Source organism: Methylophaga thalassica, from assembly GCF_030159795.1.
GTDB classification, from domain to species: domain Bacteria; phylum Pseudomonadota; class Gammaproteobacteria; order Nitrosococcales; family Methylophagaceae; genus Methylophaga; species Methylophaga thalassica.
The window spans coordinates 474,377-491,547 of record NZ_BSND01000013.1 but is presented as its reverse complement, the minus strand read 5'-3'; the positions used below and the strand labels follow the sequence as shown (position 1 = coordinate 491,547).

16 protein-coding genes are annotated in these 17,171 nt (G+C 43.4%); 2 read left to right on the top strand and 14 right to left on the bottom strand.

What is annotated here, in order from left to right; genetic code table 11:
* Positions 1-12 precede the first annotated feature (12 nt).
* Positions 13-819 (bottom strand): ABC transporter substrate-binding protein, encoded by an 807-nt coding sequence (locus tag QQL60_RS15160; protein ID WP_273178812.1) that lies wholly within the window; start codon positions 817-819, stop codon positions 13-15.
* A 282-nt stretch (positions 820-1,101) separates the two neighbouring features.
* Here QQL60_RS15160 and QQL60_RS15155 point away from each other — a divergent pair, with 282 nt between their 5' ends.
* On the top strand, positions 1,102-1,356 hold the full coding sequence (locus QQL60_RS15155; protein WP_007144645.1) for a hypothetical protein: 255 nt from the start codon (positions 1,102-1,104) through the stop codon (positions 1,354-1,356).
* Between the two features lie 28 nt (positions 1,357-1,384).
* Here QQL60_RS15155 and secF read toward each other — a convergent pair whose 3' ends face one another.
* The 4 genes from secF to tgt all read right to left on the bottom strand — a co-directional run bounded on the left by secF (position 1,385) and on the right by tgt (position 5,770).
* Positions 1,385-2,335 (bottom strand): protein translocase subunit SecF, encoded by a 951-nt coding sequence (secF, locus tag QQL60_RS15150; RefSeq protein WP_273178816.1) that lies wholly within the window; start codon positions 2,333-2,335, stop codon positions 1,385-1,387.
* 11 nt (positions 2,336-2,346) lie between these two features.
* Entirely contained in the window at positions 2,347-4,200 is a 1,854-nt protein-coding gene (gene secD / locus QQL60_RS15145) for a protein translocase subunit SecD (protein WP_284723770.1), read from the bottom strand.
* A gap of 48 nt (positions 4,201-4,248) precedes the next feature.
* Positions 4,249-4,584 (bottom strand): preprotein translocase subunit YajC, encoded by a 336-nt coding sequence (yajC, locus tag QQL60_RS15140; RefSeq protein WP_007144642.1) that lies wholly within the window; start codon positions 4,582-4,584, stop codon positions 4,249-4,251.
* Between the two features lie 79 nt (positions 4,585-4,663).
* Positions 4,664-5,770, bottom strand: coding sequence for a tRNA guanosine(34) transglycosylase Tgt (tgt, locus tag QQL60_RS15135; RefSeq protein WP_284723769.1), 1,107 nt, complete (start codon positions 5,768-5,770; stop codon positions 4,664-4,666).
* Between the two features lie 110 nt (positions 5,771-5,880).
* Between tgt and pyrF the strand changes: the two genes are divergently transcribed.
* Positions 5,881-6,573 carry an orotidine-5'-phosphate decarboxylase gene (gene pyrF / locus QQL60_RS15130; protein ID WP_284723768.1) on the top strand — a complete coding sequence of 231 codons (693 nt, stop codon included), beginning with the start codon at positions 5,881-5,883 and terminating at the stop codon, positions 6,571-6,573.
* A 53-nt stretch (positions 6,574-6,626) separates the two neighbouring features.
* On the opposite strand, the gene QQL60_RS15125 is transcribed toward pyrF, so the two are convergent.
* The 9 genes from QQL60_RS15125 to QQL60_RS15085 all read right to left on the bottom strand — a co-directional run bounded on the left by QQL60_RS15125 (position 6,627) and on the right by QQL60_RS15085 (position 17,170).
* Complete coding sequence (locus tag QQL60_RS15125) at positions 6,627-7,784, bottom strand: methyl-accepting chemotaxis protein (protein WP_284723767.1); 1,158 nt, start codon at positions 7,782-7,784, stop codon at positions 6,627-6,629.
* Between the two features lie 79 nt (positions 7,785-7,863).
* A complete protein-coding gene (locus QQL60_RS15120) occupies positions 7,864-9,264 on the bottom strand; it encodes a flagellar hook-length control protein FliK (RefSeq protein ID WP_284723766.1) in 1,401 nt (466 codons plus the stop codon).
* A gap of 70 nt (positions 9,265-9,334) precedes the next feature.
* Positions 9,335-10,507: a methyl-accepting chemotaxis protein gene (locus QQL60_RS15115; protein ID WP_284723765.1), complete on the bottom strand. Its 1,173-nt coding sequence runs from the start codon at positions 10,505-10,507 to the stop codon at positions 9,335-9,337.
* Between the two features lie 39 nt (positions 10,508-10,546).
* Positions 10,547-11,614, bottom strand: a complete 1,068-nt coding sequence (locus tag QQL60_RS15110; RefSeq protein WP_284723764.1) for a protein-glutamate methylesterase/protein-glutamine glutaminase — start codon at positions 11,612-11,614, stop codon at positions 10,547-10,549.
* A gap of 7 nt (positions 11,615-11,621) precedes the next feature.
* The gene (gene cheD, locus QQL60_RS15105) at positions 11,622-12,260 is read right to left on the bottom strand and encodes a chemoreceptor glutamine deamidase CheD (RefSeq protein ID WP_284723763.1); all 639 of its coding nucleotides are present in this window, start codon (positions 12,258-12,260) and stop codon (positions 11,622-11,624) included.
* Positions 12,257-13,093, bottom strand: coding sequence for a CheR family methyltransferase (locus tag QQL60_RS15100; RefSeq protein WP_284723762.1), 837 nt, complete (start codon positions 13,091-13,093; stop codon positions 12,257-12,259). Before QQL60_RS15100 ends, cheD begins: the two co-directional genes overlap by 4 nt.
* A 33-nt stretch (positions 13,094-13,126) precedes the next feature.
* Entirely contained in the window at positions 13,127-15,895 is a 2,769-nt protein-coding gene (locus tag QQL60_RS15095) for a methyl-accepting chemotaxis protein (RefSeq protein WP_284450545.1), read from the bottom strand.
* Positions 15,882-16,664, bottom strand: a complete 783-nt coding sequence (locus QQL60_RS15090) for a ParA family protein (RefSeq protein ID WP_284450546.1) — start codon at positions 16,662-16,664, stop codon at positions 15,882-15,884. Before QQL60_RS15090 ends, QQL60_RS15095 begins: the two co-directional genes overlap by 14 nt.
* The gene (locus QQL60_RS15085) at positions 16,664-17,170 is read right to left on the bottom strand and encodes a chemotaxis protein CheW (protein WP_007144631.1); all 507 of its coding nucleotides are present in this window, start codon (positions 17,168-17,170) and stop codon (positions 16,664-16,666) included. Before QQL60_RS15085 ends, QQL60_RS15090 begins: the two co-directional genes overlap by 1 nt.
* Position 17,171 lies beyond the last annotated feature (1 nt).

Sequence of the window (17,171 nt, the reverse complement as noted above, 5' to 3'; positions counted from 1 at the left end):
TCTTCTCTCTAATTATTTTTTACAGGTAACCATTCCAAGACTATCTAAACCACCTTTTACACCTCTCAATGGTGCTTCGGCGACAATGTTATCGTCCTTGTCAATCAGTAAAACAATCTGACGTAATTGCCCTGTTTCTCTGAATGTCGCGGTATCCCCTTTCTGCCCATCAAATGACAAGTCATTCTTGAGGTAGTTCAACATTCCTGCAGCATCAATTTTTTGCGTTCTGGCAACAGTATCTGACAACATCTTCACCGCTGCCCAACCAGCCCAAGCATCATCATCCATTTGTGTTTTGTGATTTCTGGTGAATCGTTTATTCAATTGTGAAGCAGCAAACTTAACAAAATCATGATGCCATGCATGAGCCGTCACCAATGTATCAGGATTCTTTGCCTGCCATTGAGCGAGTGCATCAGCTTTCATTTGTTTACTCAAAGGGATATTCAATAAATTCGATAAACATGCCTGACGTAATCCATCAGCATCAGAGCTCAGGTTAAACACAGGTACATGGGCTAATTTTTTCATTTTGGCAACGTCGAGAATATGTTTAGCATCTGTTCCCACCAGTACCGCCGTTATTTCAGATTCTGGCAGAGCAGCAAGTTCTTGTTCGGTGACATTTTTGACTTGATAATTTTGTCCTAAAAACTGTCCCTGCAGATTAGCCTCTGTTAGTCCTTGCTGAACCCCAGCCCAAACCTGCCCATCTGTTGGACCAATATAATGAAGAGTGACATTAATTGGGTTGGCAAAGATAATTTGTGGCCAGATAAATAAAACCATAAGGCCCAGCTTTTTTAACTTACTCATAATCTCTCCATCTTTATTTTGCTTCTTATTTTCCACCATACAGAATCAGGAAGCTGATTAAATCAGCAAATTCCTCAATCTTGTAGAGCACTTCTCATTTAGAAAGTTCAACCATCCACACTATTGTGTCAGTAAAACAGGCCGTTACACCTTAGGAGTTTTTCCTGTTTTGTTGATGGCAGCCATTATTGGTTTAAATCAACCATTCTATGAGCAAAGCTTTATATTCAAGAAATCAAAATGAAGGTCGATAGCTTGATTATCACAACAGGTTAGTTTTTTATGAATAAGCAATATCGCCTTCAGGTTCAACAAACACAGGAAAGTCTTGAAGAGTTTGTCACCTTCATGAGTTTCCGTTGTGACTGTAGTGGTGTACGAATATTGTCTATCGAGACAAAAGAGCAAGCCGCCATACGAGATGAAGCAGAACAGTCAGGAAAAGTGGTGTCCATTCAATCACGACGGCGTTCTAAATCATCCACTGTAACGATTAGCAAAGAATTACGTTTTAACGACCAAAATCTTCACTCATAAAAAAAGCCCGATTTCTCGGGCTTTTTTGTTAGACCTGACTACCGTCTTCGCCAATTTCCTGATCGCTGTCTTTCACTGGCGGAAGTAAATCCTCTTTACTCACCCCCATAAACAGTACAGCAGAACTCGCCACATAGATTGAGGAGTAGGTACCAATCATGATGCCCAGCAATAATGCCTCAGCAAATGAATGAATCACCTCACCACCCAGGATAAATAAAGCAAACACCACTAATAACGTTGTGAATGATGTCATTAAGGTTCTGCTCAACGTCTCGTTCAGAGAGGTATCAATCACTTCTTCCGATGTCGCTTTTCGGATTTTAAGGAACCCTTCACGCACCCGGTCAAAAACAACAATCGTATCATTCAATGAATAACCAATAATGGCCAGAACGGCAGCCAACACCGTCAAATCAAATTCGACATGGGTAATTGAGAAGAAACCTAAGGTGATAATGACGTCATGCACCAAGGCAGCGACTGACGCAATCGCAAAGCGATATTCAAAACGGAATGCCACATAAATCAGAATACCAATTAAGGCATATAAAACCGCTAAGCCTCCCTGTTCTGTCAGATCATCTCCGACTTGAGGCCCAACGAACTCGACACGACGAACATCGATCGGACTACCAGAATCAACTTGTAATAAGGAAACGACATTATTACTCATCTCCGCCATGTTCTCGGTTTCAACGATAGGTAAACGAACGAGAACATCATGGATTGAACCAAAATTCTGCACGACTGCTTCTGGATAACCACCATTTTGGAGACTTGAACGAATCTTATCCAAGTTAGCTGGCTCCTGATAACCCAGCTCGATCATGGTGCCGCCAGTAAAATCAATACCAAAGGTCAAACCTTGCGTCACCAATGAGCCTATAGACACAATAAGTAATATGCTTGAAAACGCTATGGCAAACCAGCGTTTGGACATGAATTTGATATGCGTTTGTTTATTAAAAAACTGCATGAACATGATTCCTAAATTGATAGCTTAGGTTTATTTTTACGACCATAGAACAAGTTAACTAAAGCACGTGTTCCCATAATGGCCGTAAACATAGAAGTGATAATGCCGAGTGATAATGTCACAGCAAAACCTTTAATCGCCCCCGTTCCGAAGCCAAATAACACAATGGCTGCAATCAAGGTGGTGATATTCGCATCAGCGATGGTAGAGAACGCTTTATCATAACCGGCGCTGATACTGGCTTGAGGGCTATTACCATTTCGTAGCTCTTCACGAATACGTTCATAAATAAGTACGTTGGCATCAACCGCCATACCCACAGTCAGCACGATACCAGCAATACCGGGCAAGGTCAGTGTTGCCTGTAATAACGAGAGTAATGCCACAATGAAAATAAGGTTCGCGGCTAAAGCGACGTTGGCAAATAAACCAAATACGCGATACCAGACAAGCATAAATACCAGCACCAGTACAAAACCAATAATGACTGACTCAAAGCCTTGTTCGATATTCTGTTGCCCCATGCTTGGTCCAACAGTCCGTTCTTCGACAATTTCAATCGGAGCCGCTAAAGCACCCGCCCGTAACAGCAGCGACAAATCACGCGCTTCTGTTGTGCTGTCTAAACCAGTAATCTGGAATTTTTTACTGAGTTGATCGCGGATGGTGGCGACATTGATAATCTCAGGCACCTGACGTCTGACAGAAACCAATTCACCATCAATCTCTTTTGTTTCCATTTTTGACTCAATGAAAACCACCGCCATTGGATTACCGATATTATCGCGGGTCACATTACTAAATGCTCTCGCACCTTTACCATCCAAGGTGACAGAAACAGCTGGGGTACCAGATTGCGGATCTAAAGTTGATGCCGCATTGATCACATGCTCACCCGTCAGCATGACGCGCTTATCCAGCAAATAAGGACGTCCATCACGGCTGTAATAAAGTTCTGAGTTCGGTGGAACGCGTCCATTCACCGCATCTTTAACATCATGCTCTGTATCAACCAGTCTGAACTCAAGGGTAGCTGTCGCTCCCAGGATCTTCTTCGCTTGCGCAGTATCCTGCACACCAGGCAGTTGAACGACGATTCGGTCATCCCCCTGCTGCTGCACCGTTGGCTCTGCCACACCCAGCTCATTAATACGATTTCTTAATGTAGTGATGTTTTGTTGTAAGGCGAGTTGTTTGGTCTCACGAATACTCTTTTCAGACATATTCATGATGATTTCAGGGCTAGCCTCATTATCAGATACTGTGACCTGAAGATCATTGAAGTTTTTCAGAATCAAAGATTCAGCTTTGTCTCTGTCTTCGGTGTTGCGTAACACCAAAATCAGTTTCTGACCTTCTACTTTGATTTGTTTATAACGAATTTTTTCTTCGCGAAGTGATAAACGAATATCACTGCCATAAGTATCAAGGCTTTGCTTCACAGCGGCGTCCATATCCACTTGCATAAGAAAGTGAACACCACCACGCAAGTCTAAGCCAAGATTCATCGGTTCTGCGCCCAGAGACGCTAACCAATGCGGTGTAGTAGAAGCCAGATTCAACGCAATAATGTAATCGCCTACTAAGGCTTTGCTTAAAGCGTCTTTAGCTTTTAATTGATTGTCTGCGGAGGTTAATCTAATAAGTAACTTGTCATCTTCAAGCTGAGCGCCTTTATATTCAATGCCAGCCGTTTTAAGTGCTTTTTCCGCTTTATCTGCTAAAGCCAAATCCACCGTGGCAGTTCTACCAGCAGAAATCTGCACTGCCGGGTCATCCCCGTATAAATTAGGGAGTGCATATAGTCCTGCGACTAATAACACAATAAGAACAAGTAAGTTTTTCCACAGTGGATATCGGTTCATAATTCATTCCTGACTTTTACTTCAAGCCATCCTTCAGATGGCAAGACCTTATAGTTTTTTCAATGTACCTTTGGGTAAAACAGCATTGACTGATTCACGACGTACTTTTACTTCAACATTTTCAGCAATTTGAACAGTGATCGCATTATCGGTAATTTCAATAATTTTCCCCATCAAACCACCGTCTGTTACCACTTCGTCGCCTTTTGATAAGGCAGATTGCATTGCTTTATGTTCTTTTGCACGTTTTTGCTGAGGTCTGATCAGCATGAAATAAAACAGCACTAACAGAATAATGGGAAAAGCAAAATCCATCAGGCCTGGAGAACCTGCTGTTGTCGTTGCTGCATCAGCAGCGGCAGCTGGAGAGATAAAAAAGTCCATCGTTAATCCTCAAAATCAACAAGAAAAAAGAAACCGATTATGCCACAGCTGACAGGGTGTTCGATAGCATTGAACCGTTTTAAACAATTTCAGTTTCTCTGAGGGCATAAAACTCCTCACGAAATTGCGTGAGTGTATTGTTTTCTATTGCCTGCCTCAGACCACTCATCAATGTCTGGTAGTAATGAAGGTTGTGAATGGTATTCAGTCTCGGCCCCAACATTTCTCCGGTTTTGTCTAAATGATGCAAATAGGCCCGGCTATAGCTCTGACAGGTGTAACAATCACAATAGGGGTCTAATGGTTTAGTGTCCGTCTTAAAGCGGCTATTACGAATCTTAATCACGCCCTGATGCACAAATAAATGACCATTGCGTGCATTACGGGTAGGCATGACACAGTCGAACATATCCACGCCCCGCATCACACCTTCCACTAAATCTTCGGGACGTCCCACGCCCATAAGGTAATGGGGTTTATCGTACGGCATCACCGGCGCCAGAAAGTCGAGTATCCGCAGCATATCTTCTTTCGGTTCACCCACTGATAAGCCACCAATGGCATAACCATCAAAACCAATCTCCATTAGTCCGTCTAAGGATATTTGACGTAATTGCTCATGCATTCCTCCCTGCACAATGCCAAATAATGCTGAAGGATTATCGCCATGCGCTTCTTTACTGCGTTTTGCCCACCGAAGTGATAACTCCATGGATTTTGCTGCGGTATCGACATCAGCAGGATACGGTGTGCATTCATCAAATATCATGACGATATCACTGCCTAAAGCGCGCTGTACCGCCATTGACTCTTCTGGTCCGAGAAAGACCTTACTGCCATTCACTGGTGAACTGAAATGCACACCTTGCTCAGTAATTTTTCGCAGCTCTCCCAGACTAAACACTTGAAAACCGCCGGAGTCAGTCAGGATAGGTCCCTGCCACTGCATAAAGTCATGTAAATCACCATGGGCTGAGATAATCTCTGTCCCAGGGCGCAGCATTAAATGAAATGTATTGCCTAATATTATTTCAGCACCAGTCGCTTTCACCTCTTCGGGTGTCATCGACTTTACTGAACCATAGGTACCAACAGGCATAAACGCAGGGGTTTCTATTGTTCCCCGTTCAAACGTTAATCGTCCCCGACGGGCAAAGCCGTCCTGCGCAAGTAAATCAAATTTCATTCATTTAATCTCAGCAAAAAACGCCAGACAGAATAACATTTTCTTGATATTAACGGCGAAACTGACGCAATTGAGGTAGGATCCCGATCATTGTCAGTTTGGAGAAATCAATGTCAGACCCGAGAATTATTGTTGCCCTTGACTATGCTACAGCCAATGATGCCCTGCAGATGGCCGATCAAATTGATCCAAAGCGTGCACGCGTAAAAGTAGGGAAAGAGTTATTTACCCGCTCTGGTCCAAGTGTAGTCACTGACCTAGTCTCCCGCGGTTTTGATGTGTTTCTTGATCTGAAATATCACGATATTCCTCATACCGTTGCCAAAGCCTGTGCAGCCGCTGCTGATCTGGGTGTCTGGATGCTCAATGTACATACTTTAGGTGGTGCAGCGATGATGGAAGCAGCCAGAGAAGCTGTTGACAGCGCTTCTACTCAACCAATTCTGATTGGTGTTACCTTGCTTACCAGTATGGATCAAACTACGTTTGAGCAAATTGGTCTCAGCGGTAAGATATCTGATACGGTAATTCGTTTGGCAAAAATGGCTAAAAGCAGCGGCTTAGATGGCGTCGTATGTTCTGCTCAGGAAGCTAGTGCGCTTCGTGAAAATCTAGGCGAGGCTTTCCAATTAATCACGCCGGGTATTCGTCCTGCAGGTAGTGATGTTGGAGATCAACATCGGATTATGACACCAAAACAAGCAATAGAAGCTGGAAGCCATTATCTGGTGATTGGCAGACCAATTACCGCGGCAAGTGATCCAATGCAGGCGTTGGCAGATATTGAAAAAAGTCTTCTCTGAATAAAAAAAGCCCGGTAAACCGGGCTTTTTTATCTCTATATTTTAAAGCACATTTATACTTTAAATTTACTTGCCGCTTCTTGTAACTGCGTCGCCAGATTACTCAATGTTTCTACTGCAATAGAAGACTCTCTCGCCCCCTCAGCGGTATGCTCAGCAACCTGACTAATATTCACAATACCACGGTTGATATCTTCAGCCACTGAAGACTGTTCATTCGCTGCACTAGAAATTTGTGCACTCATTTCATCCATGGTGGAAATCATCGCAGTGATTGAATCCAAAGCAGCACCAGCACTGGATGCTTTTTCAACACTGTGTTTTGCTCGCTCACGACCTTCGTTCATGACTTTTACCGCTACCTGAGCACCTTGCTGCAGGCGTTCAACCATCTCTTCTATTTCATGAGTAGATGATTGTGTTCTGGCAGCCAGCGTGCGGACTTCATCGGCGACCACCGCAAAGCCTCGACCGTGTTCACCTGCACGGGCAGCTTCAATAGCTGCGTTCAGTGCAAGTAAGTTGGTTTGTTCAGTAATGCCGCGAATGACATCAACGATTGCACCGATATTGCCGATATCTGATTCCAGGCTGCTCAATTGTTCTGCCGCTTTTTCAACTTCGGTAGCTAGGGAGTCAATAGCCTGCATGGTTTCCATTACCACCTGCTTACCTGCTTTAGCTTCTGTATCTGCATTTCGAGCAGCTTCTGCCGCACTGGAAGCTGTTCGAGCCACTTCTTGAACTGAAGCGGTCATTTCATTCATAGCTGTCGCCACCTGTGTCGTTTCTGACTGTTGGCGTAATACGCCATCAACCGTTTCTTTACTGATAGCTTGCATATTCTGACTAGCTGACGTGAGCTGAGTTACACCACCAACTAGAGTGTGAACCAGGTTAGCAACATTTTTTCTGGCACTGTCCAGTTCAAATGCCATCCAGCTAAAATCACTTTTTCCAGAGATAGCTACTTTATGAGTCAAATCACCTTTTTTGATGTTCTGAATTGTACCAACTAAGGTCATCGCCCGCTTGTCACCGAATCGACCGATGTAGTGTGCAATAGCCACCACTAAAATACTTGCTACCACAACATACATTGCTGCAATGTACAGTGCTTCTATTTCCTTGATACCAGAGTGATACATATAGCCTTCAAGCAGCAGCAGTCCCAATAAGGCAACCACACCAAGACCACCAATGATATACATGCGTTTTCTCAAAGAGAAATTTTCAAGTTTGAACACGTCCGTCTCTCCCGGATTGAACTTAATATTATTATTTTATGCCTCAGACGTACAAACTAAGACCACTTTCTTCTCTAGCAGAACCTAGCGTTTCCTCGGCTTCAGTCATTATATCGTCACTTTGACCACGGGCTTGAGTAAAATTCTGAGAATTCTGTGTTTGCTGTGGCTGATCTTCTCGTTGCTGTTGATGCTGTTGCTGCCCCACCTCAGCATGCGTCAGCTGAATACCATTTTCTGCAAAGCTATCTCGTAATTTTGGCAAAGCCTGTTCCAACGCATCTCTTGTTGTGGAGTGTTGTGCGAGAAAAGTTACACTGGCCTGATCATTTTGTACATGGAGTTTTACTTCAACTGGACCTAAATTAGCCGGGTTCATTTTCAACTCAGCCTGCTGAATACCTTCTTTAGCCATCCAGATGACACGGCTATTCATGACTTGTGACCATGCTGAGCTTTGTATATTCGGCTGAACGGGCAGGTTGACCACAGACGTGCTTGGTGTTGAAGTGGATCCTGTCTGTGATGATGTTGCGCTAATGTTCACAGAGGTCGCAGTAGCCGATGTACTACCTACTATCCGCTCTTGAATTGTTTTATCAGCACGAATACCAAGCAGGTCAACATCTGTTTTATCTTTGTTTTCGGCTTGTGCTGCCATCATATTCCTAACATTAGTAACCTGCTCACCATCACCTCTTTGGCGTTGTCTTTTAATAGCATCCATGATGTCGGCACGAATTTCACTGGTTTTGCCGTCAGCTTCATTCATCGACTGCAGTGCCTTAGCAAAATTGGGCACTTTTTCATCTGTCGAATTTTGAGTTTGTTTAATGACCGCTTTTTCTGTCTCCGTTACCGTAACCAGGCTGGCATCAGCTTGTTTTTTATTAAGCGCATTGGTTTCTGAGTTAGCCTCAGTAGATGATGTTGATTGTTTTTGAGGTTCTAAAGTTGATGTGACAGACGGCGCAGTCACTGATTTTTTTACGGCAGCGTCACCTTCGGCCGCGACATTAACTTCATCGTTGCTGGTTACGGGTACTTTTGTTTCTGGCGATTGGACAACGACAAAAGTTGTTTGCGAAGCTGCTATGTCAGAATCCTCGGAAGGTGATTCCGCATCATTTTTAGTATCAGTATCTTTATCACTGACCTTGTCCTCAGACGGCAATTTCTTGCCGTCATCGTTGTCGCTTTTTTCCGTCTTTTTGTCCGCTTCTGTTGTGACAGACTCATCCTTTTCCGTTTTATCGGTCGCCTTATTATCGCGGCTTTCAACTGATTTTGTTTGCGACTTATTTGACTCGGTAGACCTCTGTTCTGCTGTATTGATATGTTTATCAAGCGTTTCAGAGAAAGAGTTATCCTTCGATACTTCTTTGGTATGTGCTGGCTTAGTGCTGACAACACTATCGGTTTGTATAGAAACACTTTGTGGCATAACGCCTCTCCCTACTCTATCGTCGTTATCGACCTGTTCATGGAGTTAGCAGCAAGCAATGTGCCAGTATTTAGAAGAGTTCGATATCTCCGGCATCGACACTTTTTTGTGAGACCGATTTGTGTTTTGTTTCATCTATTTTATTCTGGAGTTCAGCTACTGTTTTTTTGACCTCTAGAAATTTCTGCTGACATGCTGCTAGATCACCATCGCTATCCGATGACAAGGGTATCTCACTAATTACATTGATAAGTGCTGACACTGTATTTAAACGCTTATCCATATGCTCGCTTAACTGATGACACATATCTTCAAACTGAAGTGATGTTACCGCCTGGTTTACCAAGCCAGATATCTGATGACTAATCTCACTCGTACCAGATATCACGGATTGCGTTTTATCATTCAGTGCTGACATGGTAGTGGTCATTTCTGCTACTTTGGCTTTACTGTTCATTACTAAATCTGTATCGGCAGAGACCAACTCAGAAATGACATCACTTGCCTCGTCAATGGTTGACTTAACCTGCATAGTGATTTTATTTATTTCATCACTAAAGTCATCAGATTTTTGTGATAGTTTTCTGACTTCATCTGCAACAACAGCAAATCCACGCCCGGCATCTCCTGCTCTTGCTGCTTCTATCGCCGCATTTAGGGCTAATAAATTTGTTTGAGATGCGATATCTTTTACGTCGTCTAGCAAAGAAATTACGCCGTCTACTCTCTGATTAATTTCATCCAGTTTATCCATTACCAAACGGCTATCATCTGAATTTTTTAGCAAGGTTTGCACAAGAAAGCTCATAACCGATTCGGTTTCTTTTATGAACTCAGATAGACCTTGCTGACCATCTCTATGATCAACCAAGCTATGAAGCATATCATCCTCATTTGAAGCTTGTTCATTCAAACCTTGGAAACTATCACCCAAAGATTGCACGGCATTTGTCAACAATGCAGAAATTTGCTCATTCTCTGCACGTATATTTTCGATCTGAAGCGTGATATCACCGACTACTTCATTTTTTAAATCATCGATATCCGCCGATGATAGCTGTGTCGTAGCAACCGCTGTCTGCATTTGAACTGACACATTCTCACGCAATAAAAAAAATACTGAAACAGAGGCAAATAGAACCAATAACGCCGCCAGCCAGTTCACGAAAAATAAGGCGGCTATAACAAACCCTATGGACGATAGGAAAGCAATAATATGTTTTTTATCAAACGGATTTTTCATCATATCGTCCTTAATTAACTCTCGCGTATGTATCGAACATTATCGACCCTGTTTCATGATCTCTTGAGCAATTTTATCCAGCGGTAGCATCAATTCCGCCGCCCCCAGCTTGTAGGCCGCGCCGGGCATACCCCAGACAACACTGCTTTTTTCATCCTGAACAATGTTACTCGCCCCATTTTCTTTCATCTCCATCATGCCCCTAGCGCCATCATCGCCCATTCCGGTCAACATAATCCCAATCGCATTTGCTCCAACATTTTGAGCAACCGAACGAAAGAGAACATCAACTGAGGGTTTATGACGTGATACTGCGGGACCATCATTCAATCGACAATAGTAACGAGCTCCACTACGCTCAACTAAAAGATGTTTGTCTCCTGGGGCAATATATACATGTCCAGGCAGTATTTGCTCACCATCTTCAGCCTGACTGACATTCAACGCCGACATTTTATTCACACGGTCCGCAAAAGGCGCACTGAAGCTCGCAGGGATATGTTGGGTAATCACAATACCTGGCGCATTGGCTGGCAATGCACACAAGACCGTCTTTATTGCTTCTGTTCCGCCAGTGGAAGCCCCGATTGCAACAATTTTTTCAGTGGTTTTTAAAGGAATATTTTTTGAACTCTTAGCAATAATCGCATCGGCTGTTAAACGCTCATCTACTTGCAGCATCGCTTTTTGGTTCAATTGTTCAGGTTGAACGCCCGCCGCTGCTTTCACTTTACTGATAATTTCATCGGAGTAGGTGGCCAGAGTTTGAGATAAATCCAATTTGGGTTTTTCTACAAAATCAAATGCGCCCAAGGCCATAGCTTCAAGGGTGATTTGTGCGCCTTTTTCTGTCAGTGTTGACACCATAACTACAGGCATTGGCCTCAACCGCATCAGATTACGTAAAAATGTCACCCCATCCATTTTTGGCATTTCAACATCCAGCGTTAACACATCTGGATTAAACTGTTTAATCTTTTCTCTAGCCTGATATGGGTCTCCAGCTGTCGCAACTACTTCCAGTTCAGGGTCGGAATTGAGGATCTCTGATAGTAGCTTTCTGACTAAAGCTGAATCATCAATGACAATAACAGAAATCTTTTTCATTCCTTCCCTACCTGTCGAATAACTCTACGCCACCACTCTGGGGCGCGGCTTTTAATTGTTCATGATACTGAGACTCCCGCTGGTAAACAGTATCATTGTGAAGTTGTTGAATACGTTTGACATACATCTGTCCGGTGCTGGGGTAATACATCAGTTTTCGAGGATGAATATCTCCAAGATCATAAGCAATCAAAGGGATGCCCTCGGTTTGAGCGAAGCTAAGAATAAAGTCACTATTTTTACGGCCAATATCATTCGATATTCCGTTTATGATGCGAGCCCCACCACAAACCTTCATCTCTAAGTTACAGCGTTCGCCACCAGCCTTTAAAATCTCATTTATCAAAGACTCCATGGCAAAACTGCCATAACGTGTTGCCATGCCTTTCCATGTTTCACTTGGCGCATTTTCTGTCCATGGCAGCATAAAGTGATTTACGCCACCAATACCTTTTATTCGATCACGAATACAAGCCGCAACGCAAGACCCCAAGGTTGTTGAAATCACCTCTTCATCACTACAACTCACATAGAGTTGTCCAGGTAGAATTTTTGCAACCCAGGCTTGAGCGTAGCTATCCCAGTAACGATTAACGTCTTCAAACCCCTTTATTGCAGCTGGTAGAACAGGAAGCAAAGCCATCATGACTGTCGTCTGTATATTGTGTTTCCAACAGAAACGAACTGTTCACTAATGTTAAATAGCGTTTCTGAGTGCCCTATAAACATATAACCACCGGGCAGTATCTTTTCAGAAAATCGATGGAATAAATCTCTTTGAGTGGCTTTGTCAAAATAAATAATGACATTTCGACAAAATATCACATCAAATGGCCCTCGCATTGGGAAGGTGTGTAACAGGTTTAATCTTTTAAAAACAATATAATTCTGTAAGAAACTCTTGACCTTCACTAAGTCAGTATTCACTTTGCCTCGGGTGAACCAAGATTTTTTTTCATTCTCTGAGAACTGGGTGAGACGTTCAATGGCATAGATACCCGACGCAGCTTGCTCTAGAACATTGGCATCTAAGTCGGTTGCCAGAACTTTTACATCCCAGTCTTTTTTGTCATTGAAAAACTCATGTAAGCATATAGCTAAACTGTAAGGCTCTTCTCCAGTCGAACATCCAGCAGACCAGATACGTATTCTTTTAGTCGTTTTATTTTTGAGCATTAGCTCTGGAAAAACATATTGTTTTAAATAATCAAAATGATGCTTTTCCCGAAAAAAAGCTGTCAGATTGGTTGTAATGGCATTGATTAATAGCTCTTTTATTTCATCATCACCATTTTCGATAGCATCGCAAAACGTGTCAAAGCTTCCCTGAAACAATTTCCGAACATGTTTCGATAACCGGCTATACACCATGTCTTTTTTTGCCGGTGGCAATAAAATTCCGGTGTGCGCGGTTACGAAAGCACTTATTTTAGAAAAATGCCTATCCGAGAACTCAAATTCCCGCGCAGTTCTATCCATGAGAATACAGCTCCAGAACCTGACCCGCTGGCCTTAAAACTCTTCCCACTCATCACTTTCTTGATGATTTGACATCACCTGACGACTTGTTGTTTTTGCTGTCGCCATCGACTCCGGCCTTGCTTTGATGGCTTTTACTTCTTTTCTTGGTGCCGCGGCATCAGCTAATACAGCACGTTGTTTGGGGGATGCCGCATCAGAATCTGTTTTGAAAAACATCATCATTTCTTCCAGATGCTTCCCTTGTTCATCTAAGGATTCACTCGCCGCCGCCGCTTGCTCTACTAGCGCTGCATTTTGCTGCGTCATTTCATCCATCTGAGTCACTGCCTGATTAACTTGCTCGATACCTGATGTTTGCTCTATACCGGCAGCGGCGATTTCAGAAATAATGTCCCCAACCTTTTTCGCTCCCTCGACAATTTCTTCTAAGGTTTTGCCAGATTCATTGACTAAAACAGAACCTTCCCTGACTTTTTCACCACTGTCATTAATCAACTCTTTAATTTCTTTTGCCGCAGCGGCTGAACGCTGTGCCAAGTTACGTACTTCTGACGCAACCACGGCAAATCCACGGCCTTGTTCACCTGCTCGAGCCGCTTCTACAGCGGCATTTAATGCGAGCAAGTTAGTTTGAAAGGCGATTTCATCAATAACACCAATAATATCTGCAACGCGCTTACTGGAAGTGCTGATTGCCGCCATCGCTTGAATGGCCTCCTGAATGACGCTTCCCCCTTTTTCAGCCTTACTCCTTGCATCCACGGCAAGCTGGTTAGCCTGACGAGCATTATCGGAGTTTTGTCTGACGGTACTGGTGAGCTCTTCCATACTCGCTGCGGTTTCTTGCAGGGAGGAAGCTTGTTCCTCTGTTCGCTGACTTAAATCAGTATTACCTTGTGAAATTTCACTCGCTGCAGAAGAAATGCTGATCGACGCTTCGATGATGTCCTGCACAATGGATGAAATTTTTGTAATTGAACCATTCACCGCTTGCTGAAGTAGCGCAAACTCGCCCTCAAACTCACCATCCATTAACTTGGTGAGGTCACCTTGCGCCAATGCATTCATCACGGTGGATGTCGCTGATAACGCTTGTTGAACGGCAAACTGCAAGTGTTTTTGATCAGTAATATCTGAAGCGTATTTAACCACTTTATAAGGCTTACCATTTAGATCAAAAATGGGGTTATAGCTGGCTTGTAACCAGATATCTTTTCCATCTTTTCCTACACGTTGATATTCCCCGGCGTCAAACTCTCCACGATTGAGTTTTGCCCAAAACTCTGCATACTCAGGACTTTTCGCTAACTCAGGTGTAGCAAACATACGGTGATGTTTACCCACAACCTCCTCACGCTGATAACCGACAGCATTGAGGAAATTATCATTCACGCTACGAATGGTGCCGTCCATATCGAAACTGATTACACCCATTGCTTTGTTAATGGCAGAAATTTGACCTTCAAAATTGGCGCGCTGCAATTTTGTTTCTGTAATTTCCGTTGCAAATTTAACGACTTTAAAAGGTTTGCCATTAATATCCAGAATAGGATTGTAACTAGCTTGTAGCCAAATATCCTTGCCACCTCTGGCAACCCGTTTATATTCACCACTATCAAATTCGCCACGGTTTAATTTTGCCCAGAACTCAGCATATTCGACGCTTTGAGCAGATTCAGGCGAAACGAACATTCGATGATGCTTCCCTACGACATCCTCACGACTATAGCCCACTACTTTGAGAAAATTATCATTCACATCGATGATGGTACCGTCCAATTCAAAACTGATGACGCCCATCACTTTATTCAAGGCATCAAACTGGCCATGAATATCAGCATTTCGCAGCTTCTCTGCAGTGACATTATGCCATTCGAGCATATTGCCAATGTAGTTGCCTTCTTCATCCATCATCGCCGTGACATTCAGTCTGAAAGCCAGTGGTCCCACTTTAATGTCAGCCTGATGTGGCAGATTATCAGGATTACTAAGCATCTGCCGTTGGTGAGCTGGATTTTTATGAAAAAGATCAATGTTGCTGCCAACCAGACCTTTGACAGAGAATCCAGGATAGACCGATTTTAGGGTTTCTTCATGCTCACCCAACATGTTTAGTGTTGATTGGTTGGCGTACGTAATAGTGAAATCTCTATCAATCATCATCACAGCCGTTACCGCATTATCAAGCGCATTGGCTCTATTTAGGATTTCTTTATCAGCTTTTTGATTAACAGCCATGTCTCTCTCCTCCACGGACTCTTCGTCCGTCGTCATTTTTTTAATAACGCTATCCAGTGTTTCATTCCAGGCTGAAGCAACAGCTTGTGACCAAGCAGATTCAGCATATTTTTCCAGCACAGTGAGCAGGCAATTTTTAACGGCTTGGTAATCCGCCTCTTTCACGCCATATGAAACATGGCGTTTACCTAATTCTGTCAAATAACTGTCCAGTAAAGCTGGATGACGCAGGTTTTGTACCAACAGTACTATCGCTGCTAATAATTTTTTCTGTTGCCCCTGTTGTGACACACCACTAAACAAGCGCTGTAACTGTGGTTGTGATGCAAAAAGTTCACTATAAAAATCAGCAACCAATAGTTCACCTTTAGCGGCGATGAAAGTAAAACTCTCCTCCACTAACTCAATAGGTGTTTTTTCAGGAAGTTCAGTCTCAGTAGATGAATCAACCTCAGCCGCCTGTTCAGTTTCATCAGCATGCACACTTTGAGTCGACGTTTGACTATCAACCGTTAACCAGGCGAGCGGGTCGTTACCCATGACGTTTTTACTCTTGGCCATCAGCCGCTCTCCTGTTTAATACATCGCTGGCCAGAGTGAAGTAATCCTCCGCACCAGCACTTTTTTTCCGATAATCAAAAATTGTTTTACCAAAACTGGGACACTCTGCTAGTGCAACGTTTTCACGAATAGGGGTAAATAACACCCTGCCTGGGAAATATTTAAGCACTCGCTTGCGGACCTCAGCAGTCAATTTCCGACGCAATTGCATACGGGTCGAAACCAGCCAAAGTCGAATGCGATGTCCTGAAATTTCCTCTGACCGTTTTAAAATTTGCATCATACGAGATAAGCCTTGTAGTGACAGGTAATCCCCTGACACTGGAACGATAAGTTCGCTGGAAGCAAACATGGCATTGACACCAAGTAACCCTGAAGAGGGTGGGCAATCTATTAAGACAAAATCATAAGCCGATAACGAGGACTCTTCGATTGCTTTTCGTAGTCGGTGACCACGTTCAACACCACCCTCGTTGATATGTTCGAACTCATTCAAGCGCGGTCCCGCTGGTACTAGATCCAACTTATCTCGTGCCTGGTGCTTGACGACATCAATCGCTTCACCCTCAAGTAAAACAACATCAATTCCTAATTGCTGATTATCCAGGCCCAGGCTTGTCGCCACTTGTCCCTGAGGATCCATATCGATCAACGCCACTTGTTTGCCTTGCAAAGCAAGTGCGTGCCCAAGATTAACGGTGGTAGTGGTTTTCCCCACCCCGCCTTTTTGGTTCATAATGGCAATTACACGAACATGGCCAGTAGTCATCAGCCTACCTGCTCTACACTGAGTAATTTATCGATATCCAATAACATCAGCATATATTCATCGTTACTGGTGATGCCTTTTATAAAACTGGTGTCGACGACAGTGCCTAAGTCAGGTGCGTTTGAAATCATTTGAGGATCCACGTTCTGCGCCTCTGATACCGCATCAACCACAATACCGACAACACGATCAGTGATACCTTCTACTTTCAAAACGACAACCACTGTTGTTTTTGTGTATGGATTAAAAGGCATTTGGAATAACAATCTCAGATCAACAATTGGCACAATCACGCCACGAAGATTCAACACTCCGCAAACATGAGCAGGCGTATTTGGAATCGGCGTCACATTATCCCAGCCTTTAATTTCCTGAACCCGTAGAATTTCAACGCCATAGTGCTCATCTGCAAGTTCAAATGTGAGGTATTGCTGCGCACCATCATCGACACTATCAACAACATCAAGAATATCGAGTATTTCGTTTTCTGTAGTGATTTCAGACATC

Coding starts and splice junctions, on each gene's coding strand:
- tgt (WP_284723769.1), bottom strand. CDS start 5,770: ATGAAATTTGATTTACTTGCGCAGGACGGCTTTGCCCGTCGGGGACGA.
- secF (WP_273178816.1), bottom strand. CDS start 2,335: ATGCAGTTTTTTAATAAACAAACGCATATCAAATTCATGTCCAAACGC.
- QQL60_RS15110 (WP_284723764.1), bottom strand. CDS start 11,614: ATGAAAAAGATTTCTGTTATTGTCATTGATGATTCAGCTTTAGTCAGA.
- QQL60_RS15090 (WP_284450546.1), bottom strand. CDS start 16,664: ATGACTACTGGCCATGTTCGTGTAATTGCCATTATGAACCAAAAAGGC.
- pyrF (WP_284723768.1), top strand. CDS start 5,881: ATGTCAGACCCGAGAATTATTGTTGCCCTTGACTATGCTACAGCCAAT.
- QQL60_RS15115 (WP_284723765.1), bottom strand. CDS start 10,507: ATGAAAAATCCGTTTGATAAAAAACATATTATTGCTTTCCTATCGTCC.
- QQL60_RS15125 (WP_284723767.1), bottom strand. CDS start 7,784: ATGTATATCATTGGTGGTCTTGGTGTGGTTGCCTTATTGGGACTGCTG.
- QQL60_RS15095 (WP_284450545.1), bottom strand. CDS start 15,895: ATGGCCAAGAGTAAAAACGTCATGGGTAACGACCCGCTCGCCTGGTTA.
- QQL60_RS15085 (WP_007144631.1), bottom strand. CDS start 17,170: ATGTCTGAAATCACTACAGAAAACGAAATACTCGATATTCTTGATGTT.
- QQL60_RS15120 (WP_284723766.1), bottom strand. CDS start 9,264: ATGCCACAAAGTGTTTCTATACAAACCGATAGTGTTGTCAGCACTAAG.
- QQL60_RS15100 (WP_284723762.1), bottom strand. CDS start 13,093: ATGGATAGAACTGCGCGGGAATTTGAGTTCTCGGATAGGCATTTTTCT.
- secD (WP_284723770.1), bottom strand. CDS start 4,200: ATGAACCGATATCCACTGTGGAAAAACTTACTTGTTCTTATTGTGTTA.
- yajC (WP_007144642.1), bottom strand. CDS start 4,584: ATGGACTTTTTTATCTCTCCAGCTGCCGCTGCTGATGCAGCAACGACA.
- QQL60_RS15160 (WP_273178812.1), bottom strand. CDS start 819: ATGAGTAAGTTAAAAAAGCTGGGCCTTATGGTTTTATTTATCTGGCCA.
- QQL60_RS15155 (WP_007144645.1), top strand. CDS start 1,102: ATGAATAAGCAATATCGCCTTCAGGTTCAACAAACACAGGAAAGTCTT.
- cheD (WP_284723763.1), bottom strand. CDS start 12,260: ATGATGGCTTTGCTTCCTGTTCTACCAGCTGCAATAAAGGGGTTTGAA.